This window comes from Streptomyces sp. NPDC048659 (assembly GCF_040650575.1).
In the GTDB taxonomy this organism is placed as follows: domain Bacteria; phylum Actinomycetota; class Actinomycetes; order Streptomycetales; family Streptomycetaceae; genus Streptomyces.
The window spans coordinates 60,960-83,670 of the sequence record NZ_JBEZHM010000011.1 but is presented as its reverse complement, the minus strand read 5'-3'; the positions used below and the strand labels follow the sequence as shown (position 1 = coordinate 83,670).

General features: G+C 74.8%; 18 protein-coding genes and 1 pseudogene. 7 read left to right on the top strand and 12 right to left on the bottom strand.

Features of this window, described 5'->3' with window-relative positions; all coding sequences use genetic code 11:
• The first annotated feature begins 162 nt into the window (after positions 1-162).
• Positions 163-558 (top strand): rodlin, encoded by a 396-nt coding sequence (locus AB0C99_RS11615; protein ID WP_362472959.1) that lies wholly within the window; start codon positions 163-165, stop codon positions 556-558.
• A gap of 157 nt (positions 559-715) precedes the next feature.
• On the top strand, positions 716-2,743 hold the full coding sequence (locus tag AB0C99_RS11610) for a thioredoxin domain-containing protein (RefSeq protein WP_362472957.1): 2,028 nt from the start codon (positions 716-718) through the stop codon (positions 2,741-2,743).
• Between the two features lie 46 nt (positions 2,744-2,789).
• Here the strand turns inward: AB0C99_RS11610 and AB0C99_RS11605 are convergent, their stop codons facing one another.
• Positions 2,790-3,818 (bottom strand): LCP family protein, encoded by a 1,029-nt coding sequence (locus AB0C99_RS11605; RefSeq protein WP_362472954.1) that lies wholly within the window; start codon positions 3,816-3,818, stop codon positions 2,790-2,792.
• A 118-nt stretch (positions 3,819-3,936) separates the two neighbouring features.
• Between AB0C99_RS11605 and AB0C99_RS11600 the strand changes: the two genes are divergently transcribed.
• On the top strand, positions 3,937-4,140 hold the full coding sequence (locus AB0C99_RS11600) for a hypothetical protein (protein ID WP_362472951.1): 204 nt from the start codon (positions 3,937-3,939) through the stop codon (positions 4,138-4,140).
• Between the two features lie 194 nt (positions 4,141-4,334).
• Entirely contained in the window at positions 4,335-4,526 is a 192-nt protein-coding gene (locus tag AB0C99_RS11595; protein ID WP_362473195.1) for a chaplin, read from the top strand.
• 69 nt (positions 4,527-4,595) lie between these two features.
• On the opposite strand, the gene AB0C99_RS11590 is transcribed toward AB0C99_RS11595, so the two are convergent.
• On the bottom strand, positions 4,596-5,855 hold the full coding sequence (locus AB0C99_RS11590) for an FAD-dependent oxidoreductase (RefSeq protein WP_362472948.1): 1,260 nt from the start codon (positions 5,853-5,855) through the stop codon (positions 4,596-4,598).
• A 143-nt stretch (positions 5,856-5,998) separates the two neighbouring features.
• On the bottom strand, positions 5,999-7,315 hold the full coding sequence (locus AB0C99_RS11585; RefSeq protein ID WP_362472946.1) for an ATP-grasp domain-containing protein: 1,317 nt from the start codon (positions 7,313-7,315) through the stop codon (positions 5,999-6,001).
• A 159-nt stretch (positions 7,316-7,474) separates the two neighbouring features.
• Here AB0C99_RS11585 and AB0C99_RS11580 point away from each other — a divergent pair.
• Positions 7,475-8,641 (top strand): annotated as a pseudogene (locus tag AB0C99_RS11580) (glycosyl hydrolase); the annotation flags it as partial.
• 648 nt (positions 8,642-9,289) lie between these two features.
• Here AB0C99_RS11580 and AB0C99_RS11575 read toward each other — a convergent pair.
• Genes AB0C99_RS11575 through AB0C99_RS11535 form a run of 9 tightly spaced genes read right to left on the bottom strand, consistent with a single transcriptional unit; the run spans position 9,290 to position 20,766 of the window.
• Positions 9,290-10,432 (bottom strand): GNAT family N-acetyltransferase, encoded by a 1,143-nt coding sequence (locus AB0C99_RS11575; protein WP_362472943.1) that lies wholly within the window; start codon positions 10,430-10,432, stop codon positions 9,290-9,292.
• Positions 10,429-11,085, bottom strand: a complete 657-nt coding sequence (locus AB0C99_RS11570) for a lipopolysaccharide biosynthesis protein (RefSeq protein WP_362472940.1) — start codon at positions 11,083-11,085, stop codon at positions 10,429-10,431. The genes AB0C99_RS11575 and AB0C99_RS11570 overlap by 4 nt, the downstream gene beginning before the upstream one ends.
• Positions 11,086-11,097: 12 nt before the next feature.
• Entirely contained in the window at positions 11,098-12,438 is a 1,341-nt protein-coding gene (locus AB0C99_RS11565) for a glycosyltransferase (protein WP_362473193.1), read from the bottom strand.
• Positions 12,439-12,458: 20 nt separating this feature from the next.
• Entirely contained in the window at positions 12,459-13,280 is an 822-nt protein-coding gene (locus tag AB0C99_RS11560) for a polysaccharide deacetylase family protein (RefSeq protein ID WP_362472937.1), read from the bottom strand.
• Positions 13,195-15,792, bottom strand: coding sequence for a lipid II flippase MurJ (locus tag AB0C99_RS11555; RefSeq protein ID WP_362472935.1), 2,598 nt, complete (start codon positions 15,790-15,792; stop codon positions 13,195-13,197). Before AB0C99_RS11555 ends, AB0C99_RS11560 begins: the two co-directional genes overlap by 86 nt.
• Complete coding sequence (locus tag AB0C99_RS11550; protein ID WP_362472932.1) at positions 15,785-17,119, bottom strand: O-antigen ligase family protein; 1,335 nt, start codon at positions 17,117-17,119, stop codon at positions 15,785-15,787. Before AB0C99_RS11550 ends, AB0C99_RS11555 begins: the two co-directional genes overlap by 8 nt.
• 2 nt (positions 17,120-17,121) lie before the next feature.
• A complete protein-coding gene (locus tag AB0C99_RS11545) occupies positions 17,122-18,555 on the bottom strand; it encodes a sugar transferase (RefSeq protein ID WP_362472929.1) in 1,434 nt (477 codons plus the stop codon).
• Positions 18,552-19,688 (bottom strand): glycosyltransferase, encoded by a 1,137-nt coding sequence (locus AB0C99_RS11540; RefSeq protein ID WP_362472926.1) that lies wholly within the window; start codon positions 19,686-19,688, stop codon positions 18,552-18,554. Before AB0C99_RS11540 ends, AB0C99_RS11545 begins: the two co-directional genes overlap by 4 nt.
• Positions 19,675-20,766, bottom strand: coding sequence for a DUF3344 domain-containing protein (locus tag AB0C99_RS11535; protein ID WP_362472924.1), 1,092 nt, complete (start codon positions 20,764-20,766; stop codon positions 19,675-19,677). Before AB0C99_RS11535 ends, AB0C99_RS11540 begins: the two co-directional genes overlap by 14 nt.
• A 409-nt stretch (positions 20,767-21,175) precedes the next feature.
• On the opposite strand from AB0C99_RS11535, the gene AB0C99_RS11530 reads away from it, so the two are divergent.
• Positions 21,176-21,415 (top strand): chaplin, encoded by a 240-nt coding sequence (locus AB0C99_RS11530; RefSeq protein WP_362472921.1) that lies wholly within the window; start codon positions 21,176-21,178, stop codon positions 21,413-21,415.
• A gap of 278 nt (positions 21,416-21,693) precedes the next feature.
• Positions 21,694-22,560, top strand: coding sequence for a hypothetical protein (locus AB0C99_RS11525; protein WP_362472918.1), 867 nt, complete (start codon positions 21,694-21,696; stop codon positions 22,558-22,560).
• Positions 22,561-22,711 lie beyond the last annotated feature (151 nt).

Genomic DNA, 22,711 nt, shown 5'->3' with positions numbered 1-22,711 from the left:
AAGTCGAACGGCTGCCCGACGAGCTCCCGTCCGATGGCGTTCATGTGCCGAATACCGCGTCCGGGTGACGCGCCGGAACCAATCCCTCCCGAGGCAGTTGATCAGGTCGCTTCGGTCAACACGGAGCAGTTCCGGGCCATCGAGCTCAAGAAGGAAGATCTCGTGATCAAGAAGGTTCTTGCCACCGCTGCGGTTGCCGCCTCCGTCGTGGGCATGGGTGCGTCGACGGCCATGGCTGCCGGCAACGACGGCGGCAGCGCCAACATCATCGGCAACCAGTCGAAGCAGTCCATCGGCAGCAACTCCACCGGTGGCTACATGAGCCCGAACTTCGGCCTCATCAACGGCGGTGTCCTGCACTGCTTCGACGTGCAGAAGATCGAGGCCCAGGTTCCGATCGGCGCCCTCATCGGTGTCCCGATCGCGGTCCAGGACGTCCTGGGCAACCCGATCTCGAACCAGACCTGCACCCAGAACTCCGTGCAGCAGAAGGGCGACGACGCTCTGTCGCACATCCTGGGCGAGGTCCTCTCCCAGAACGGGAACGTCGGCGGCTGACGCCAGCTTCTCGCCTGAAGCGACCCCGTTCCTCGCATTCGACCTGCGAGGAACGGGGTCGCTTTCCCATATGCCTGCCCCACCCACGACACCCGCACCCCCGTGGCGCGCGGACGGGGCTCCGCCGTATCGCCCCCCGATGCGCGAGGATGGGCCCATGGCGAACCGACTGGCCCATGAGACCTCCCCCTACCTCCTCCAGCACGCCGACAACCCCGTCGACTGGCGGCCCTGGTCGGCGGAGGCGTTCGAGGAGGCCCGGCGCCGCGACGTACCCGTCCTGCTCAGCGTCGGCTACAGCTCCTGTCACTGGTGTCACGTCATGGCCCACGAGTCCTTCGAGGACGACGGGATCGCCGCGATCGTCAACGAGCACTTCGTCGCTGTGAAGGTCGACCGCGAGGAGCGGCCCGATGTCGACGCCGTGTACATGGAGGCCGTGCAGGCGGCGACCGGGCAGGGCGGGTGGCCGATGACCGTGTTCCTCACGCCCGACGCCGAGCCGTTCTACTTCGGCACCTACTTCCCGCCCGAGCCCCGGCACGGGATGCCCTCCTTCCCCGAGGTCCTCGAAGGCGTCGCGCAGGCGTGGAGCGGGCGGCGCGAGGAGGTCGCCGAGGTCGCCGGGCGGATCGTCAAGGACCTCGCCGGGCGCTCCCTCGCGTACGGCGGCGACGGGGTGCCCGGGGAGGCCGAGCTGTCGCAGGCGCTGCTCGGGCTCACCCGCGAGTACGACGCGAAGCACGGCGGCTTCGGCGGCGCGCCCAAGTTCCCGCCGTCGATGGTGCTGGAGTTCCTGCTGCGCCACCACGCCCGTACGGGGGCCGAGGGCGCCCTCCAGATGGCCGTCGACACCTGCGACGCGATGGCCCGCGGCGGTATCTACGACCAGCTCGGCGGCGGCTTCGCCCGCTACGCCGTGGACCGTGCCTGGGTCGTGCCGCACTTCGAGAAGATGCTGTACGACAACGCCCTGCTCTGCCGGGTCTACGCGCACCTGTGGCGGGCCACCGGCAGCGAGCTCGCGCGTCGGGTCGCCCTGGAGACCGCCGACTTCATGGTCCGCGAACTGCGCACCCCCGAGGGCGGCTTCGCCTCCGCGCTCGACGCCGACTCCGACGACGGGACCGGGCGGCACGTCGAGGGGGCCTACTACGCCTGGACGCCCGCGCAGCTCGTCGCCGTGCTCGGCGAGGAGGACGGCGCGTACGCCGCCCGCCACTACGGCGTCACCGACGAGGGCACCTTCGAGCACGGCTCCTCCGTGCTCCAGCTTCCCCAGGACGCCGGCGTCGCCGACGCCGAGCGGATCGCCGGGATCCGGGACCGGCTCCTCGTCGCCCGGGACGAGCGGGCCCGGCCCGGCCGCGACGACAAGATCGTCGCCGCCTGGAACGGCCTCGCCATCGCCGCGCTCGCCGAGACCGGCGCCCTGCTCGACCGCCCCGACCTGGTCGAGCGCGCCACCGAAGCCGCCGACCTGCTCGTCCGGCTGCACCTCGGCGAGGGCGCGCGGCTGACCCGTACCTCCAAGGACGGGCACGCGGGCGGCAACACAGGGGTGCTGGAGGACTACGCCGACGTCGCCGAGGGCTTCCTCGCGCTCGCCTCCGTCACCGGCGAGGGCGTGTGGCTGGAGTTCGCCGGCTTCCTGCTCGACATCGTCCTCGACCAGTTCACCGCCGAGGGCGGCGCGCTCTACGACACCGCCCACGACGCCGAGCCGCTGATCCGGCGCCCCCAGGACCCCACCGACAACGCCACCCCGTCCGGCTGGACCGCCGCCGCCGGGGCGCTGCTCTCGTACGCCGCGCACACCGGCTCCGCGCCCCACCGCGCCGCCGCCGAAGGGGCCCTCGGCGTGGTCAAGGCGCTCGGCCCGCGCGCCCCCCGCTTCATCGGCTGGGGGCTCGCCGTCTCGGAGGCGCTGCTCGACGGGCCGCGCGAGATCGCCGTCGTCGGCGCCCGCGACGACGACGCCTTCCGCGCCCTGTGCCGTACCGCCCTCGATGCCACCACCCCCGGCGCGGTGTTCGCCTTCGGACCGCCCGACGGCGAGGAGTTCCCGCTGCTCAAGGACCGTCCGCTGGTGGGCGGGGCCGCCGCCGCGTACGTCTGCCGGCACTTCGCCTGCGAGGCGCCCACGACCGATCCGGCGCAGCTCGCCCGCGCCCTGCGGGGGTGAGGGGGAGGGAGGAGGGCTGTTTCAGGGCCTCCTCCCCTTTTGGTTTTTACTTGCAGAGCAGTTTGTCGCCCCTCACCGGTCTGTAGTCGCCCAGGCCCTGCGGGATGTCGCTCGTCGGCTTCGGTTTCGCCTTCGGGAGCGGGCGGTCGGTGCGCAGGGCGCCGAACACCTCGGTCGCCTGATCGTCGTCCCAGGCCAGGGTGGAGCCCACGTCCTCGACGTCCTCGTTGAACCCGGCGATCGGCACCGTCGCGAACTCGGTGCGCGCCGGGGTGACGTTCCGCAGCCGGCCCGCGAGCGTCACCAGTTCCGGCACCGAGATCCCGCGCTCGGCCTTCGCCGTGCCCCGCAGGGTCGCCGCCAGGGCCCGCAGCGCCTTCGGGTCGCGCAGCAGGCCGTCCCGTACGTTGCGCAGCGCGTTGGCGACGAAGAGCTGCTGCTTCTGGATCCGTCCGAAGTCCATCTTGCCGTCGGCGCGCCGGGAGCGGACGTACTGGAGCGCCGGTCCGCCGCGCAGCGGGGTGGTGCCGGCGCGCAGGTCGATGCCGGTCACCGGGTCCTTGAGCCGGGTCTTCGTACAGACGGGGACGCCCTTGTCGAAGTGGTTCACGGTGTCCATGAAGCGCCGGAAGTCGATCTCCAGATAGCGGTGTACGGGGACCCCGGTCGTGGCCTCCGCGATCTCGATGGCGAGCGCCGGGCCGCCCTCCGCCCAGGCGTGGTTGATCTTGGCGAGGTGGGCGTCGTGCTCCTCGCCCGTACGCCGGTCCACATGGCCGGCGGGGAAGGTGGTGAGCGAGTCGCGCGGCAGGCTCACCACGCTCACCCGGTCGTTCTTCGCGGAGACGTGCACCAGCATGATCACGTCGGTGCAGGCGCACTCGGCGCTGCCGAGCCGGTACCTCTCCTTCTCCTCGGCCGTCACTCCCGCGCGGACGTCGGTGCCCACCACGAGCAGGTTGAGGCCGTACGTGGGGGAGGGCAGGTCGGAGGGGGCCAGCGCCAGCGAACCGGTGGCGAGCGCGACCAGGGCCGTGGACAGGAGCACGAGGCGTCCTGGGCGGGGGAATTTCATGGCGAAACGTTAAATCGGACGCATTCGCACACAGGTACGCGACGCGACATGGACAGGACGAATCACTCCGCTGCGGAGGCTGTGCCATGATGCCGGGACCACACCGGAAGGAGCGAATATGACGCCCGAACCCGGGAAATGGGAGCGGATGGCCTTCATTCCGAAGAGCCGATATGTGGCCGACCCGCAGCCGGCCGACCGGGAACCCTTCCCGCTCTACTCCTCGCTGGCCAGGCAGTGGATGCAGGCCGGACGGGCGGTGCCGGGCGTCCCCGACCGTGAATGGGAACGGCTCACCCGGGCGCCGATCTGGCCGCATTGAAGACCTGGACACCCGAATGCGCGCATTCCGGTGTGAAGCGTTGGAGTGAATCGCGCACGTCCGGCGCCGCGTCGGTTTCCTTTTCTCGACGGATTCGTTGGGGGAGTGTGCAGCGGAGAACCGTCTTCGCCGTAGGAAAGGATCCAGACGAAATGAAGTGTAAGAAGGCTGCCGCCGTCGTCGCCGGTCTGATCATGGCCCTGGGCGCCGCTACCCCGGCGATGGCCGACGCCGGTGCCGAGGGTGTCGCCGTCGGTTCGCCGGGCGTCCTCTCGGGCAACGTGGTCCAGGTCCCGGTCCACGTTCCGATCAACGTCTGCGGCAACAGCGTGAACGTCATCGGCCTGCTGAACCCGGCCGCGTTCAACACCTGCATCAACGCCTGACGTTCGGGTACGGCAAGGGGCCGGCCCCGGGGAGTGTCCACCACGCTCCCCGGGGCCGGCCCTCGTCCGTCAGCGGGACGCGGCCACCGCCCGCTCCTCGCCCGAGCGCGGCCGGCCCACCCGGCCGCCGCCCGCCCGCAGCCGCTGGCGCACCCCCTTGACCAGCCGGCCCGCCGTGTAGCCCGCGCCGAACACGAAGCGCATCGAGGGCCCGTACGAGGGGGCCGTCAGCAGTCCGGCCAGGAACAGCCCCGGCATCGAGGACTCGAACTGCGCCCCCACCTCGGGCGCCCCGCCCGCCCCGACCCGGCGCAGCCCGTCCCGCAGCGCGGGCGCGAGCACGTCCGCCCGGTCCAGGCTCGGCACGAAGCCGGTCGCCGCGATGACGTGGTCCGTCTCCACCGAGCCGGTCCCGTCCGGGCCCGCCACGTCGAGCCGCAGCCGCTCGTCCGCCGTCACCGTCGCCGCCGTCACCCGCTGCCCGAGCCGCACGTCCCCGACAGCCGCGAACCGCTCGCGCAGCCACCAGGCGCCGGCCGGGCCGAGCGCCGAGTCGAAGATCCGCTCGCGGGTGGGGGCCGGCAGCCGCCGGAAGATCCCGGGGGTGTCCGCGTACAGCCGGTTCTGCCAGCCGCAGCCGAGCCCCGTGTGCGGCGCGCGCAGCGACCGCCAGGCGCCGCGGTCCAGGGCGGGCGGCACGGTGTTCCAGTTCAGCCGGTCGGAGCGGGCCAGGATGCGCACCGCGGCGCCCTGTTCGGTGAGGATCGCGGCCGTCTCCAGGGCCGCCTGCCCGGCGCCGATCACGGTGACGTCCCGGCCGGCGAAGGTGTCGAGCTCGCCGTGGTGGCTGGAGTGGGTCACGTACCGGCGGGGCAGTCCGCGCAGCGGGCCCGGGACCTCCATGAAGGGGAGCACGCCGACGGCCAGCGCCACCGTGCGCGCCCGGAGCGTCTCGCCGTCCTCCGCGGTCAGCTCGAAGCCCACGCCGTCCGGGCCGGGCGCGACGCGGGAGATCAGCCGCTCGTCGAGCTCCGGCACCGCCTGGCGGGCGAACCAGTCGCCGTACGCGGCGAAGAAGCCGACCGGCAGCGGCACCCCGTGCTCGGCGCGGACGCCCTGGGTGGCCGCGTAGGCGTCGAGCCCGTACGCGCCCCGGGGGTCGGAGAGGTGCGAGGCCCACGGCTCGGACTTGAGGAACATCGCGGAGGGCATGGCGTGCCAGGACTCCATCGGGCGTCCGAAGACGCGCAGGTTCAGCCCGTGCGCCGCCGCGTGGGCGGCCACGGACAGGCCGTAGGGTCCCGCGCCCACAATCACCAGGTCGTACATCGTGTGGTTCCGCCTTCGTCGTTCCGTGAGAGGGAGAGGGAGAGGGAGAGGGAGAGGGAGAGGGAGAGGGGTGGGAAGTGACCGGTTGTACGGGGAGGGGTCGGTCGCCGGTCGGTCGCCGGTGACCCGTCGCCGGTGTCCGGTCAGTGCTGGGTCATCTGGCCGGACCTCGCGCGCGACGGCGGCGGGGACGACAGCTCGTCGGCCGGGCGACGGGTGCGCCCGGCCCGCAGGCTCCGGCGCAGGGACAGCAGGCCCTTGCGCAGGGTGTGGGAGAGCCAGGCCCGCAGCATCGCGAAGGCCGGCGCGAGGTCGTCGCCCGCGAACCAGGCCGTCTCGGTCCGTTCGCCGCGCCGCCGGGAGGCGCCCGGCTCGGCCGCGTACCGGCGGCGCGGGGAGGCGAGGACGGACAGGGCCGCGTAGTTCTCGACGACGAAGCGGCGCCCGAACGCGGGGGTGTGCGCCGGGACCTGCCGCCCGGTGAGGTCCAGGTGCATCGCCCGGACCACGTCGAGCCCGTCCCGGTCCGCGAAGAGCCGGAACTGGGCGCCGGGGCGCGGGTTGAAGTCCAGCAGGTGGTAGGCGCCGGTCGCCCGGTCGAGCCGGAAGTCCAGGTCGCACACGCCCCGGTAGCCGAGCGCGGCCAGCAGTTCGCGGGCCATCGTGTCGACGGCCGGGTTCGCGCTCCAGCGGCCGACGGCGGTGAGCCCGGCGCCGTCGGGCCAGGAGCGTTCCTTGCGGCCGGTCGCCCCGGTCGCGCAGCCGCCGGCGGAGTCCACGTACCCGTGGAAGAACCAGTCGAGGTCGCGGCCGGCCGGCAGCAGTTCCTGGAGCAGCAGCCGGCTGCCGGCCTGCGGGGTGCGCGCGTACAGCTCCCGGACCTCGGCGAGCGAGCCCACGATCGTGGTGCTGCGCAGCCCGCCGCCGGGCGGCAGCAGCCAGGGCCGGCTCCACTTGGCGATCACCGGCAGCCCCAGCGACCAGGCCATGGCGGCGGCCTCGTCGGCGCTGGTGGGCAGTTCGGTACGGGGGTGGGGGAGCGACAGGGCCCGGCAGGTCTCGGCGAGCTGGGCCTTGTCGGCGACCCTGGCCAGCTGTTCCGGCGACTGCTCGGGCAGCAGGTAGCGGCCCGCGAGCTCGGGGCGGCACTCGGCGAGCGACAGGGCGGTGATGTCGTCGAGGGGCACCAGGACGGCGGGCTGGTCGGGGCCGCCGGGCAGCCGGTCCGCGATCCGCAGCAGCAGCCGGGTCAGTTCGGCCGGGGACGGCTCGGCGGGGCGGGCGTGGGCGCCGAGCAGATAGCGGGAGCGGACGACCGGGCTGGAGAGCGATTCGACCACCGCGTGGACCGGGATGCCCGCCCGTCCCAAAGACCGCGCGGCGCCGAGCGTGCCGTGATGAAAAGGGTTCGGGTCGAGCCGCACAAGGACCGCGGGGACGCGGCTGTCAAAACTCGGCACGGCATGTCCTTCGTCTCGGGGTGCCCCAACTGGGGGATGAAGAATCCTCTAATGGACTATTGATCAGATCCAAGCCGAGTTCTCGGTCGGCTCATTAGGAATACTTTCGGAGTATCAGACTGACGGACCATCAAACGGCGTGAGAGAGAAGGACCTGCCATGGCGAACCGAAAGAGACGGGCTTCGAGAACGTGGTTGGGGGTGTTCACCGCCGGTCTCCTCGCCTCAGGTTCCGTCGTGCTGTCGTCCCCCGCCCGCGCCGCCGAATCCGTAACGACCCGGGACCCCCAACCGACTCTGTCGGGTGCCATGGGCGCCTTCCTGGCCTCGGGCCCGACCGGGGTGGCCCGGATCGCCCAGCTGGAGCGCTGGCTCGGGGGCCACGAGCTCCGGGTCGGCCACACCTACCTGCCCGGCGACCTGTGGTCGAACATCGAGGGCCCGACCGGCTTCCTCGACGCCTGGGCGGACTGGCGCAACCAGCGCACCGACCGCCTGTTCGTCCTCAACGTGCCGATGCTGGAGCGCAACGAGGCCGGGGTCTCCGACTACGAGGTGCGCCGCCAGCTGCAGCTGGGCGCGGCGGGGTACTACGACCACCACTTCCGGAAGCTGGCCGAGAAGCTGGTGGACCTGGGGGTCCCGGACACCGTCGTCGTCCTCGGCTGGGAGATGAACGGCACGACGTACACCAGCCGGTGCGGGCCGGACCCGACGTCCTGGAAGAAGTACTGGACCCGCATCGTCACCGCGATGCGCGCCGTGCCGGGGCAGACCTTCCGCTTCGACTTCAACCCGAGCCGGGGCCGGGACGCCGTTCCGTGGACCGAGTGCTACCCGGGCGACGACGTGGTCGACATCGTCGGCATGGATTCGTACGACCAGCCGGCCGGTTCGACTTTCGAGCAGCACGTCAGTGAGCCCTACGGGCTCCAGGCGCAGGTCGATTTCGCTGCCCAGCACGGAAAGCGGATCTCCTATCCGGAATGGGGTCTGTTCCGGAACGGAGACAACCCCGAGTACATGAGGCGGATGCTCGAATGGATGAGGCAGCACAAGCCGCTTTATCACACGATCACCGATTACTGCCCGCACGGCGTCTGGCAGTGCGACGACAATCCGAAGTCGTCGCAGGTGTTCCGGCAGGCGCTGTACGGGGTCGAGCCCCAGGTCCCGACGGAGCCGACCGAGCCGACGGATCCGACGGAGCCGAGCGAGCCGACGGATCCGACGGAGCCGAGCGAGCCGACGCATCCCACGGACCCGACGGTGCCGACCAAGCCGACGGTGCCGACGAAGCCGACGGTGCCCACGAAGCCGACCGTCCCGACGAAGCCGACGGTGCCCACGAAGCCGACGGATCCGACGAAGCCGACCGACCCGACGGTGCCGACGAAGCCGACCGACCCGACGGTGCCGACGAAGCCGACGGACCCCACGGTGCCGACGAAGCCGACCGACCCCACGGTGCCGACCAAGCCCACGGATCCGACCGAGCCGACGGACCCGACGGTCCCGGTCCCGAAGCCGGAGCCGAAGCCGGAGCCGAAGCCGGAGCCGAAGCCGGAGCCGAAGCCCGAGCCCAAGCCGGAGCCGAAGCCGGAGCCGAAGCCGGAGCCGAAGCCGGAGCCGAAGCCCGAGCCCAAGCCCGAGCCGAAGCCGGAGCCGAAGCCGGAGCCGAAGCCCAACTGCTGGACCGTGAACCTCGGTTCATGGGTCGAGAGCTGGATCGGCGGGCCGGTCTGCGTCCCCAAGGGGTCCTGGAAGGAGTCCTGGAAGGACACCGTGAAGGACACGGTGAAGGAGTCCGTGAAGGAGTCCGTGAAGGAGTCCGTGCAGGGCACCGTGAAGGAGTCCGTGTCCGGGACCGGCGGCTGGGCCAACGGCCTCGGTGTCGACTGGAAGGGCGCGCTGAAGGGGGTCTGGCCCTTCTGACCCCTGCCCGCGGCCGCGGGCGCCGCACGGCGGTGGAGCTCATCCTCCGCCACCGTGCGGCGTCCGGCCGGGCAGCCGGCTCAGCGCCCGGCCCAGCCACTCCCGCTCCCGCGCCTGCCGGGCCGCCCAGCGCCGCCCCGCCGCCGCGCCCGCGCGCAGCCACAGCAACGGCGCCGCGCTCCGTACGCCCAGCATGAGCCGCTGGTTGGGCACGGTCTCCGGGCGCCAGTGGTGCTTGTACGGTTCGGTGCCGCGCAGCATGCTCAGCGTCGCCCGGCCGCTCGCGCTGGTCTCCCGCGCCCCGTGCCGCAGCAGCATCGTCGCCACGTCCACCTTGCGCGCCCGCAGCGCCGGGTCCGCGCCGTACAGGTAGCCGCCCGCGAGCCGCCGCGACATCAGGGTCAGGTCGGCCGCCACCACGTCCCCGGCCAGCCGGAACTCGGTGACCATCGCGTCCCCGCACTCCACCATCGGCCGCACCGCCCGCGCCAGGTGCTGGGCGAACCGCTCGCTGGTGTGCTCGGCGGTCACCCCCCGCCCCCGCCACTGGAGCTGGTGCAGCGTCAGCAGCCGCTCCAGTGCCTCCGGGACCTCCGGCGCCGTCACGATGCGCTCGTCGATGCCGAGCGCGTCCAGCTTCCGCAGCTTCGCCCGCACCCGCTGGGCCTTGCCCGACGGGATGCGTTCCAGCAGGGCCTCCATCGGTACGGCGGGCAGCTCCAGGCACAGCGAGTCCGCGAGCCGCCGCCGGGGGCCGCGCCACGCGTCGAAGACCCGCTCCGCCGCCGCGCCCGGCCGCACCTCGCGCAGGTCGATCAGCCCGCCCCGGGCCGCGCCCGCCAGCGCCGCCGCGAGCGCGGGCACCGCGTCCGGGCAGGCGTCGTCGAGGAGCACGTCCGTGAAGTCGGTGATCGTGCCGCCGAGCTGGGTCAGCACCGGCAGCGGCCCCGGGGCCCGCATCAGCGGCGCTGCCGCGACCAGCGTGCCGTCCGCCCGCCGCACCAGCACCACCCGCAGCGCGCCGGGCCGCCCGTACGAGAGCCACCAGGAGTGCAGCCACGCGTGCGACTGGAACGGGGTGGCCGTCGCGCAACGGGCGTACAGCGCCGCCCACTCGGGGCCGAGCCGGCCGAACTCCGCCGGGTCCCGGCAGACCTCCGCGGACAGGGATCTGCCGCTCACACCGCCTCCGGTTCCGGCTGCTGCGCCATCGCGGGACCCGGCACGGCGGCGCCCTGCCGCGAGTGGCGCGCCTCCGCTCGCGCGGCCCGCTTCGGCCGGACCAGCAGCACCAGCCCGCCCAGCAGCCCGCCCGCGCACGCGCCGACCAGCGCCGACAGCGGCGCCGACGGGGACACCGGCGACACCGGCTTGGTCGCGCGGGAGAACTGCACGACCTTCACACCCGTGTTGGAGGCGACGTGCGAGCTGTCCAGGACCAGCGCGCGGGCCACGCCGTCGGCCATCGACACGGCCTGCGCGGGCTTCGCCGAGCGGGCCGTGATCGAGATCATCGGCGCGTCCGGCGAGGTCGCCGCCTGCACGCTCGCGCGCAGCGTGTCCGCGGACACCCCCGCCCACACCTGCGCGTCGCCCGTCACCGCGATGTCGGTGGCGACCCGCCCGTACGCCTGGGCGAAGCCGAGCGCCGACCCCGGGTCGGACTTCTCGGCGGGGACGACGATGACGTAGCTGGTCGCCGCGTACTGCGGGGTCTTCAGGGCGCCGTAGCCGCCGCCGAGGGCCGCGCCGGCGAGCACGGCGGCCGGCAGGACCATCCAGCGGGCGGGGGTGAGGAACGCGGGACGTGGCGGGTTCGTGGTCTTCGTGGTCATGGTGCTCAGCTCTCACTTCACGGGAAGAGGGGTGCCGTGGACGGCCTGGTCGTAGAGGGACAGCAACTTCCGGGCGCTGTGCGCGATGTCGTAGTGGCGGGCGGCCTCGGGCTGCGGCAGCCGCTCCGCCCCGGCGGCGCGCAGCTCGCGCAGCGCGCCGATCAGCTCGGGCACGGACTCGCCGATCCGGCGGGCGCCGGGCGCCGCGCCCGCCGGCAGGTCGTCGACCGCGGGACAGGCGACGTACAGCACCGGCAGCCCCGCCGCCAGCGCCTCGACGACCGCGAGCCCGAAGGTCTCGTCGGGGGAGGTGGACACGAACACGTCCATCGCGGCCAGCAGCGAGGGCAGATCGGGGCGCCCCCCGACCGGACCGCCGACCGGACCGCGTACGGAACCACCTGCGGCACCGGCCGCGGCACCCTCCGCCGCGTCGGCCGACAGACCGGCCGCCGGACCGCCTGCCGCGTCGGCCGACAGACCGCCCGCCGCACCGCCCGCAGGACCGCCCGCCGGACCGGACAGCGCACCGCCCGCCCCACCGCCCGCAGGACCGGACAGCGCACCGCCCACCCCACCCCCCGGCGGATCCGCGATCGCCCCCGGCAGCAGCACCCGGTCGGCCGCCCCGCACTCCCCGGCCAGCCGCAGCAGTTCGGCTCGCCGGTCGCCCTCGCCGACCAGCAGCAGCCGGGCCTCCGGGACCGAGGCCACCGCCCGTACCAGCCGGTCGAAGCGCTTGCCGGGGGCCAGCCGGCCGACCCCGCCCACCACGAACGCGTCGGCGGGCAGCCCGAGCGCCGCCCGGGTCCGCGACCGGGCCTCCGGGTCGAAGGCGAAGCGGCCCGACTCGATGCCGTTCGGCACCACCCGGATCCGCGCCGGGGCCACGCCCCAGTCCGCCAGCCGCCGGGCGACGCTCGGCGAGACGGCGACCGTGGAGGTGCCGAGCCGCTCGGACGCCAGGTACAGCGCCCGGGTCCCGGCCGACAGCGGGCGGCCCTCGATCTGCGCCTCGCCCAGCGAGTGCTCGGTCGCGATGACCGGGCGGACCCCGGCGAGCCGCGCGGCGGCCCGGCCGTACACGCAGGCCCGGTAGAGGTGGGTGTGCACGAGGTCGTAGCCGCCCTGCCGGATGATCCGGGCGAGCCGCGGCAGCGCGCCGAGGTCCCGGTTGCCGGTCATCCCGAGGTGCGTCACCGGGGTGCCGTCGGCCTCGATCCCCTCGGCCACCGCCCCCGGATTGGTCAGCGTCACCACCCGGCCCTGGACCGGCAGATGGCGCAGCAGCAGCCGCAGCTGCTGCTCGGCGCCGCCGATGCCCAGGCCGGTGATCACGTGCAGCACCTTCAGGTCGGCGCGGGCCCCCGCGCTCACGACAGCAGCGCCGGGGCCGGGCCGCCCTGCGCGGGCACCAGGCCGGCGGGCCGCCTGCGCCGCAGCGGGTGCAGCAGCCGCTTCGCGGTCAGCCGCCAGGACGTGTCGGCCTCGCCGACATGCACCCTCGGCAGCGCGAGGACGCCGGACAGCGGGCCCGGGTCGATGGCGCAGGCGTAGCGGTAGCCCGCCTCGCGGACGGCGCGCACCACCCGGGTGTCGGTCTTCCCGTACGGATAGCAGAAGCCGTCCACCGGATCGCCGGTGATGTCCTCGATCAGCTCGCGGCTGTGCCGGGTCTCGGCGAGCAGCGCGGCCTCGGCGGCGGCGCCCGCCTCGCCGGGACCGGCGGCCGCGTCGGCGAGCGCGACCAGGTCCACGTGGCGCAGGCCGTGCGAGCCGATCTCCATCCCGGCGGCGGCGGCCCGCCGGATGCCGTCCTCGTCGAGGAGCGGCTTGCGCGGGCCGAGTTCGTCCCAGGCGTTGTCGCCGCCGAGCCGCCCGGGCAGCACGTACACGGTCGCGGTGAAGCCGTGCCGCCGCAGCAGCGGCACCGCCGATTCGAGGAAGTCGGCGTAGCCGTCGTCGAAGGTCAGCCCCACCAGGCCCCGGTCGCGCCCCTCGGCGGCGGCGGCGAGCAGCTCCCGTACGGAGACCCCGCGCAGCCCCCGGTCGCCCAGCCAGTGCAGCTGCCGGGCGAACCGCACGGGCGAGACCGTCACCTGGTACGGATCATCGGGGCTGTCCGCGATCGAGTGGTACATCGCCACCCACAGGGGCGGCTTCGGCAGCAGTCGACGCAGTGCGACGGCGGGCATGGGGGGTCCTTCGGCAGGCGGATCGGGGGAGGGGCGGAATCTCGGGCGCCTTGGCGGCGCACGCGACGAACAGCAGGAACACGCCGACGACGACGAGCGCGGCGACGACGACGGCGAGCACCGGCGTCCCGATCGCGACGGCGCACAGCCAGCCGGCGCCGGTGGCCCAGGCACCCGCGGTGGTGAGCCGCAGCAGGCCCTCGCCGAGGCGGGGCACGTCGATCGGGACGGACTGGCGGTGCGCGCCGAGCAGCAGCATCACGGCGGTCACGGTGATGCCGAGCGCGTTGGCGCCGGCGATGCCGACCGCGCCCCACAGATGGGCGAGGACGGTCCCGGCGAGCCCGGTCGCGGCGAGCCCGGCGCCCATCGCGGCGGCCGGGTACCAGAGCGGGCGGGCGGCGGAGAAGTAGCAGCGGACCAGGGCGCCGACCATGGTCTGGCCGAGCAGGCCGAGCGCGTACACCCGCATCACGGCGGCGGTCGCGGCCGTGTCGGAGGCGTCGAACGCGCCGCGCTGGAAGAGGATCTCGACGATCTGCGGGGCGGCGGCGATCACCGTGGACGCGCCGATCAGCACGACGACGGCGGCGAGCAGCAGGTCCCGCTCGACCCGGCGCCGGGCCGCCTCCGCCTCGCCCGCCGCGAGGGCGCGGGCGACGACCGGGAAGCTGACCGTGCAGAGCATCAGGGAGAGGATCATCGGCATCTGCGCGATCTTCTGCGCGTAGTTCAGATGCGAGATGGCGCCCGCCGGGAGCGGCGAGGCGAGGAAGCGCTCGATGAGGATCTGCGACTGGCGGGTCAGCGCGAAGACGATGACCGGCGCGATCACCCCGAGCACCAGCAGCCGCCCGTCCCCGGTCGGTACGGGCTTGGGCTCCTCCTTCGGTACGGGGCGGGCGCGCAGCTCCCGGACCAGCGAGGGCGCCTGCACCAGCACCATCAGGACGCCGCCGACGGCGACCCCGGCGGCGGCGGCCCGCACCCCGAAGGGCTCCCGGAGCAGCAGGATCGTGCCGATGATGCCGACGTTGTACGCCACGTAGATCGCGGCCGGCGGCAGGAAGGAGCCGTGCGCGCGCAGGGCGGCCGAGCAGTAGCCGGCGAGCGCGAAGGAGAGCACGCAGGTCGCCGTCAGGCGCGTGCAGTCGACGGCGAGCCGGGGGTCCGGCAGCCCCGGCGCCAGCGCGGACACCAGCAGCGGCGCGGCGGCCACGAGCACGGCGGAGACGACCGCCACGGAGAGTACGAGCCGCGGCAGGGTGGCCCGGACGAGGGCCCGCACCGGGTCCCCGAACAGGCTGCCCGAACGGCGGGCCAGCGCACGGGAGAACGCCGGTACGAGGATCAGCGCCATCGCGTCCTCGATGAGCAGCGTCGAGGCGAACTCCGGGACCGTCCACGCCACCAGGAACGCGTCGGTCTCCGCGCCCGCGCCGAAGTACCGGGCCAGGATCTGGTCCCGTACGAGCCCGAGCACCGCGCCGACGGCGGTGAGGGCGGCCGTCACGAAGGCGGCCCGCAGCAGGAAGCGCCCGGACCCGGCGGCGGCCGGGAGGCTCCCCTTCCGGCGGGCGTGGCGGCCGGTGCCGGTGCCGGTGGCCGGGGCGGGGGCGGGGGCCGGGGCCGCCTGGGGCCGCCAGCCCTGCTCGGGGGAAGGCGTCGGCACCGCCCGCGCGGCGGACTCCAGGGGGCGGGCGCCGCCGGCCAGCGGGCGCCCGCCCAGCAACGACGGACGGCCCTCGTGCTCCGCCGCCGGTGCCGTCTCGTGTGCCGTCCGGCGCCCGTTCCAGGCGGCGTGGCCCCGCTGCGTCGCCGGCACCCCGGCCGCGCGGGCCGCCCGCCCGGCCACCGCGGCGGCGTGCGCGCCCGGCGCGGCGGCCAGGGCCCACGCCCCGTGCCCGCGCCCTGGCGGCAGCCCGCAGAGCAGGTCGAGCGTGTCCTCGACCGAACCGGCGGCGCTCCAGGGGTCGACGGCGGGGGAGCCGGGGACACCGGGACCGCCGGGCAGGGCGGGACCGCCGGGGTCGCCGTGGAGACCGGGACCGCCGGGACCGCCGGACACGCCGGGCTGGCCGGGACCACCGGACGCGCCGGGCGCGCCGGGCACGCCGGACGCCGTCGGACCCCCGGAGGGTCCGGCCGCGTCCCGCGTGCCCCGCGTGCCCCGCGAGCCCTGCATGTCCCGCTGGTCCCACTCGCCCCGCCCGTTCCCGTTCCCGTCCCTGTCCCGGTCCCCGGCCCCGCCCGACGGCGGCACGCACAACGCGTCCTCCGCCGCCCCGGCCGCCCAAGGGTCCGCCCCGCCGGCAGCGCCCGCCGGGCCCTCGCCGTGCACCCCGCCGGGAGCGCCCGCCGGGCCCTCGCCGTGCACCCCGCCGGGAGCGCCCGCCGGGCCGCCCGGCCGTCCGCCCGCGGGCGTGCCCCGGTCCCGCGCGCCCGGGGACGGGGCGGGCGGGACCGGGGCGGTGTCCGTCGGGTCCGGCGGGCCGGACCACGGGTCACGCACGGCGCACCTCCGCCAGCGACCACCAGGCGGCCAGGCCGAGGACGACCGACATCAGGACCGTCGAGGGGCCGCCGATGTCCGCGTAGAAGAAGTCGATGAGCTGCCAGGCCAGCAGCCCGACCGCGACCAGCGCGCAGTCCGCGCCCCGGCGCCGCCGCCGCAGCGCCGCCACCAGCAGCGCGGCCCAGCTGCCCGCCAGGGCGAGCAGCCCGATCAGGCCCTGCTCGCTGAGGACCAGCAGGTACATGTTGTGCGGCGACAGCAGCGGCTGCCGCTGGAAGACCGCGCCGGCGCCCGCCGTATCGCTGCCCGAGGACAGCGCCAGCGAGGCGTTCGAGTCGCGGTACGCGGGGAAGCCCTTGAGGCCCACGCCGGTCAGCGGCTCGGCGCGCCACATCCGGCCCGCCGCGGCCCACATCGTGTACCGGTCCGTCACCGACTGGTCCGGCGCCCCCGCGACCTGCGTGATGCTGGTGACCCGCTCCTTGACCATGTCCGAGCCGATGCCGAGCCCGCCGACCAGGACCACGCCCAGCGCGCCCGCCGCCAGCGCCACCCGGGCGGCCCGCCGGATCCCCGACAGGAGCAGCTGGACGGCCACGGTCAGCACGGTCGCGATCCACGCGCCCCGGCTGAAGGAGAGCACCAGCGGCACGAACAGCAGCCCGGCGCAGACCAGGGCGGCCGTACGGGCCCGGCCCGCCGTGCCGCCGAGCGCGAGCCCGGTCGCGATGACCAGCCCGTACGCGACGACGGTCGCCATGCCCATCACGTCGGTCGCCCCGAAGGTGCCGACCGCGCGGATGTCCGCGCCCTGGTAGGAGGCGCCGGTGCCGGTCAGGAACTGCACGACACCCACCCCGCCCTCCAGCAGCGCCAGCGCGACCAGCGCCCACGCCACCACGGCGAAGTCGCGCCGGTCGCGGATCAGCAGCAGCACGGCGGCCGGGACGAGCACGAAGATCTGTACGTAGCGGGCCACCCCGGGCAGGCTGGCGCCCGGGTCGTTGGAGGTGATCGCCGCCAGGCAGATGCCGAGCACCGGCAGCCCCAGCACGACCGCCGCCGCCCGGCTCAGCGGCCGGGCCCCCGAACGCACCACCCGCACCAGGCAGATCAGCACCAGCAGCCCCGAGGCCGCGTCGGCGACCGTGCCCGTGCCGCCGGTCCCGCCCTGCGCGCCGCCCCCGCCGCCCGGCACGAGCAGCAGCGCGATCACCGCGAGCACCGGCGACAGGGCCCCGGCCCTGCGCGCCCACTCCCGTACCCCGGGGGCGGCCGGGGAGGTCCGGCCGCCGGTCCCCGGCAGCGAAACGGCCGTCGCCATCGTCAGCTCCCCGTCGGTCGCACGAGCCCGGCCGCCGTGCGCAGCAGGATGCACACGTCCTGCCAGAGCGACCAGTGGTCGATGTAGTGGTTGTCGAAGCGGCAGCGGTCCTCGATCGAGGTGTCGCCGCGCAGGCCGTGCACCTGGGCGAGCCCGGTGAGCCCCACCGGCATCCGGTGCCGGGCCGCGTACCCCGCGTGCACCCGGCTGAACTGGGCTACGAAGAAGGGGCGTTCGGGCCGCGGGCCGACCAGGCTCATGTCGCCGCGCAGCACGTTCCACAGCTGCGGCAGCTCGTCCAGCGAGGTCTTGCGCAGGAAGTGCCCGGCGGCGCTCATCCGGTGGTCGTCGGCGACGCTCCACCGGGTCGCCGACTCGGTCTCGTCGGAGGGGCGCAGCGTACGGAACTTCAGCAGCGTGAACAGGCGCCCGTCCTGGCCCACCCGCTCCTGCCGGAACAGCACCCCGGGCCCGTCCGCGAGCCGCACCGCCAGCGCGCACAGCAGCAGCACCGGCAGCGCGACCGCGAGCGCCGGGGCGGCCAGCGCCACGTCCAGGGCCCGCTTCGCGGTCAGCCCGGGCCGCTCGCCGACCGGCACCAGGCGGTGGCTGCCGTAGCCGTACAGGTGGTCGCCCATGGCGCCGGGGCGCGACTCGCCGCCGACCCGCCAGGTGGTGCAGCCGTACTGCTGGAAGAGCGTCACCAGGCCGTCGTCCGGGGTGAGGAAGACGGCGTCGCGGACGGTGTTCTGGATGACCGCCCGGTGGATGTCCTCGGTGCCGGTGAGCACCGGAAGCCCCCGCTCGCCGTCCGTCCGCCCGGCCACCAGGCCCACCGGCCGGATGCCGTACTCCGGGTGCTGCGCGAGCGCGGCGGCGAACCGCCGGGCCGCCGCGGGCGCCCCGACCACCAGCGCCGACCGGGGGTGCGCCCGGGCCGTCCGCCGCCGCCGGGCGTGCACGAGGCCGCGCACCGTCACGACGGCCGCCAGGTGCGCGGCGTACGCCCCGCACAGCCGCAGCGGGCCGATGGCGAGCGCCGGGGCGTACGCGGCGACCGCGGCGGCCGTCACGCACCAGGCGACCCCGGCGCGGGAGGCCAGCGCGGGCAGTTCGTCCAGGGCGCCGGTCAGCGGGGCGGCCGGCCGGTAGAGCCCGGCCCGGCCGTCGAGCAGCACGACGAGGCCGACGACCAGCAGCGAGAGCTCCCAGCGGCGGTGCGCCACGGACAGCGCGCAGACCGCGAGCAGGACGGCGACCGCGTCGGCCGCCAGCAGCGGCACGGCGGCGGACCGCCGCCGCGCCGGGCGGCGGGGCGGCAGCGTCACCCGGCCGGCGCCGCCGCGCGGCGGCGCCAGGGAGCCGAGGCCGGCGAAGGGGCCCGCCGAGGGCCAGGAGCCCGGCGAGGAGGGGAGGCTGGTGCTTTCGGTAGTCACTGCGCAATCGGCTCTCTGTGCTGCGTGCACCGCACTCCGGCCAGTTCGCGGTAGAGCTCCGCGACGGCCGCGCCGGTGCGCCGCACATCGAAACTGCTGAGTACGTGTTCGCGGGCCTCCCGGCCCAGCGAGCGCCGCAGCCCGGGATCGCCGAGGAGGCGGCCGAGCGCGGCGGCGAGGGCGGCCGGGTCCCCGGGCGGGACCAGGCAGGTCTCCTCGTGACCGGGCGGCAGGCTCTCCCGCGCCCCGTCGACGTCGCCGACGACGACCGGCCGCCCGCACGCCATCGCCTCCAGGGGCGCGAGCGCCATGCCCTCCCAGCGGGACGGCAGCACGACGAGGTCGGCCTCCCGGTACCAGGGCGCGGTGTCGGCCACGGCGCCGGCGAAGCGCACCGAGGGCCCGGCGGCGGCCCGCAGGGTCTCCCCGTCGGGGCCCTCGCCGACCAGGACGAGCCGGGCGTTGGGGACCGCGTCGAGCACGGCGGGCCAGGCGGCCAGCAGCACGTCCTGCCCCTTCTGCCGGCACAGCCGCCCGACGCAGACGACGAGCGGCCCGGCCGTCCCGTCCGCGCCCGGTCCGGGAGCGGGCTCCGGTCCGGCGGGCGCGAAGCGCACGGCGTCCACCCCGTTGTGGATCACCGCCCAGGAGGCCCGCACCCCGGCCGCCTCGCCGGTGCGCCGCTCCGCCTCGCTCACGCAGACGATCCGGTCGGTCCAGCGGGCGGCCCAGCGCTCCCAGCGGCGGGCGAGCGCCGCGGTCGTCCCCTCGACCGCCTCGAAGGACCAGGCGTGCGGCTGGTACACCGTCGGCACCCGTCCGCGCAGCGCGAGCCGGGCGCACAGCCCGGCCTTGGCGCTGTGCGCGTGGACGAGCGCCGGGCGCACGGTACGGAGCAGCCGGCCGAGCTCCCGGGTCTCGCGCAGGGTCCCGGGACCGGGGTCCCGGCCCGCGCGCCAGGCGTACGTGTCGGCGCCCTCGGCCCGTACGGCGTCGGCGAGTCCGGTGCCGGGCGGGCAGGCCACGGCGACCCGCAGCCCGTCCGCGAGCTGGGCGCGGACCAGGTCGGTGACGACGCGGGCGACCCCGCCGTCGCCGGGCTGGACCGCGTGCAGCACGTCAGCGCCGGGCACCGGCCCGTTCGACCTCCGCCTGGAGGAAGAGCGCGCCGAGCCAGACGGTGTCCGTCCGGGTGCCGACGCGGATGTGGAAACGATCGGCCCCATGGCGCAGCGCCCCCCGCAGATCGAAGACGTCGGAGTCGTACCCCAGGGTGTTCTGATGAGCGGGCAGTCGTTCCATCCGACTTGTTCCCGATTCCGTGATGCTGGAGTTCATCACGTCGTCCGCGGAATTCGCGGAATCGGAGAGCGTGCTCCGCCGGACGGTCTTAGCCCGTTCGGATTCCACCGCGAGGTAATCCCCGGAAGTCCCGCGGTCGCCGTCATAGGCGACAAGTCCGAGCGAGCCGTCCGCCCCCTCGGGAATGCGGTCCTTGCCGAGGCCGACCGGGATTCCCAGCTCGCGGTTCTTCGGACCGAGCGTTTCGAAACCGTCCCATACGGCCAGTCGGCGCAGCGGCTCGTCGGCCTTCTCGTACGCGGCGACCAGCGTCCAGCCGCCCCAGCCGCCGACGGCCGAGCGGCCCATGGCGACGTTGACCTGGGCGACGGTCCACAGCCCCGACTGTGCCGAGCGGACGAGTTCGGTGACGTCGGCGCTGGCCTGGAAGGCGTCGGCGCCGTCGCCGGTCCGGTGGCCGGTGGTGGTGTCGGCGAGCAGCGCCTTGTAGTCGCCGCCGGGCTCGGCGATCAGCACCCGCCCGTTGTCCTTGGGCGGCTTCTGCTCGCCGACGCGGAGGTTGCCGCCCCAGTAGAGGCGCGCCCAGGTGACCCGGGCGCCGTCGGGGACGCGCAGCTCGGCGCTGCTGGAGTTGTAGGTGTTGGCGTCGTCGTCGACGTCCACGTACCCCATCGTGGCGCCGTCGTTGACGGACTCGGTGCCCAGCGTCCCCCTGGCCGAGGCGTTCGCGGCGCGGACGATGCCACCGTGCAGGGTGGCCTGGTACCGCGGTGCGAAGGGGAGTCGGGCGGCTTCCGAGGAGGGGGGAGGGGCGACGGCGGATGCGGCCGGGAGCGCGGCGGAGAGGGCCGCGCACGACACGGCGCAGAGCGCGCCCCGGCGTACGGCATGAACCGCTGAATTCCGCATACAGGTTCTCCGCTTTGATGAGAGAAGGAAGGGAAGACCCGTGTAGACCGGGAGAGAGGAAGGTGTCGTCCGCGCAAAATGCAAGAACGCGTGACGGGACCGGAAGCAACGTTCGGGAACGTTATAACCCCCACGGCGGGCGATAGTAAGCATTAGATGCTCACAAACGCTAACTTCCGTATCCTTCCGGCCGGTTCCTCGTTGGGCGTGTTGCCCCTTTCCAGGTCCGGTCACTCGAATGACCCTCCTATGGCCCAAAGATCGGTTGAACGTCACCCGTTCGGGAGAGCAACCGATGAATTCCCGGGCCGTTGTTGAAGGAGCCGGGCTGAACCGTCCGCGCCGACCCCGCAGGCGGATCAGCCCGCGTGGAATCCGTCGCTTCCCATCGATCGAGGAGATCCTCTTCATGTCCCGTATCGCGAAGGCCGTCGTCCTGTCCCTCGGTGCCGCCGCCGCCGTCGCCGGCACCGCCGGTGTCGCCGCCGCCGACGCCGGTGCCGAGGGCGCGGCCATCGGTTCCCCGGGTGTCCTGTCCGGCAACGTCGTGCAGGTCCCGGTCCACGTCCCGGTCAACGTCTGCGGCAACACCGTCAACGTGATCGGCGCCCTGAACCCGGCCTTCGGCAACACCTGCATCAACGCCTGATCTCGCACGCCGGATCGTGGTCCTTCCGAGGCCGGCGCGCCGCCCCCGCCAGGGGTGGCGCGCCGGCCTTTCGCCGTCTGCTCACTGGGTGGTGACTCGTTCGGACGCACCCCCGTGCGCCGTCCGGTGCAACGGCGTACGCCCCTGGGAGGGGCAGGTCGGAGGCCGGATTCACTCGAACGGAGACGTGGCGCTCAGTAGTTCTGCGGTTGCGGACCGCTATACCCGCAGGCACGGTGAGGGGGAAGTTGTCCGACGCATAAGGAAAAGGAACACATATGCGTCCCCACGCAGTACCCCGTCTCACCGCCCTGGCGATATCCGCCGTTCTCACCCTCGGTACGGCGGGACCCGCCTTCGCCGACGAAGCCCGTCCCGCCCTGCCGGCCACCCTCGCCGGCGGCAGAGCCCCCCTCCCCGACGCGGCCGCCCTCCTCGCCCAGGCCGAAGCCCTCGGCGACCTCGGTTCCGTGAGCACCCCGGTCACCGAGCTGATCACCGCGGCGCTCAAGGTCGACGGCGGGCAACTGCCCGCCGCCGACGCGGACGCGCTCAAGAAGAAGATCGACACCGCCGTCGACGCGGCGAAGGAGGCCGCCCCGGCCCCGGTCCCAGAGGCCCCGGTCCCCGGAACCCCCGCGGTGGACCCGCCCCCGCCCGCGGCCCCGACCCCGGCGACCGGCCTCCCGGCCGTACCGACCCCGGCGACCGGCCTCCCGGCCGTCCCGACCCCCGCGGCCGGACTCCCCGCCGCCGGGCTCCCGGCCGTCGCCCCGCCCGCCGCCGGGCTGCCCGCCGTGGGCGCGCCGGCCGGGCTGCCCGTCACGGCCGGGGTCCGGGCCGCCGCGCCCGCCGACGTCGTCGCCGACGCGCTCGCGGGGGTGCAGACGGCGGTGGCCGGTCTGCTCGCCGCCGTCACCTCCGGTGACGCGGGCAAGGTCGTCCCGCAGGTCACCTCGGCCCTGACCTCGCTGGTCAACCTGGCCGTGGCGACCGTCCTCGGCGGCGGCCTGCCCGCCCCGGACCTGGCCGGGCTGCCCGCGCTGCCGAGCCTGGCCGCGCCCGCGCTGCCGGTCGAGGCCCCCGTGAAGCCGCCGGTCGACACCGGCGCGCTCCCCATCAAGCCGCCGCTTCCGGTGCGCTGACCGTCCGTCACGAGGCCGTGCCCGCCCGGGGTCCCCGGGCGGGCACGGCCGCTCGCGGGTCATTCCATCGGTAGATCGCACCGGCCCGCATCATTCGGGTGCAGTGTCGAGAATTCCCTCCTCCCGGAGTTTCCGGCGGGCGCACGCCTCG

Coding starts and splice junctions, on each gene's coding strand:
- AB0C99_RS11610 (WP_362472957.1), top strand. CDS start 716: ATGGCGAACCGACTGGCCCATGAGACCTCCCCCTACCTCCTCCAGCAC.
- AB0C99_RS11605 (WP_362472954.1), bottom strand. CDS start 3,818: ATGAAATTCCCCCGCCCAGGACGCCTCGTGCTCCTGTCCACGGCCCTG.
- AB0C99_RS11600 (WP_362472951.1), top strand. CDS start 3,937: ATGACGCCCGAACCCGGGAAATGGGAGCGGATGGCCTTCATTCCGAAG.
- AB0C99_RS11595 (WP_362473195.1), top strand. CDS start 4,335: ATGGCCCTGGGCGCCGCTACCCCGGCGATGGCCGACGCCGGTGCCGAG.
- AB0C99_RS11590 (WP_362472948.1), bottom strand. CDS start 5,855: ATGTACGACCTGGTGATTGTGGGCGCGGGACCCTACGGCCTGTCCGTG.
- AB0C99_RS11570 (WP_362472940.1), bottom strand. CDS start 11,085: ATGACCACGAAGACCACGAACCCGCCACGTCCCGCGTTCCTCACCCCC.
- AB0C99_RS11560 (WP_362472937.1), bottom strand. CDS start 13,280: ATGCCCGCCGTCGCACTGCGTCGACTGCTGCCGAAGCCGCCCCTGTGG.
- AB0C99_RS11550 (WP_362472932.1), bottom strand. CDS start 17,119: ATGGCGACGGCCGTTTCGCTGCCGGGGACCGGCGGCCGGACCTCCCCG.
- AB0C99_RS11535 (WP_362472924.1), bottom strand. CDS start 20,766: ATGCGGAATTCAGCGGTTCATGCCGTACGCCGGGGCGCGCTCTGCGCC.
- AB0C99_RS11530 (WP_362472921.1), top strand. CDS start 21,176: ATGTCCCGTATCGCGAAGGCCGTCGTCCTGTCCCTCGGTGCCGCCGCC.
- AB0C99_RS11525 (WP_362472918.1), top strand. CDS start 21,694: ATGCGTCCCCACGCAGTACCCCGTCTCACCGCCCTGGCGATATCCGCC.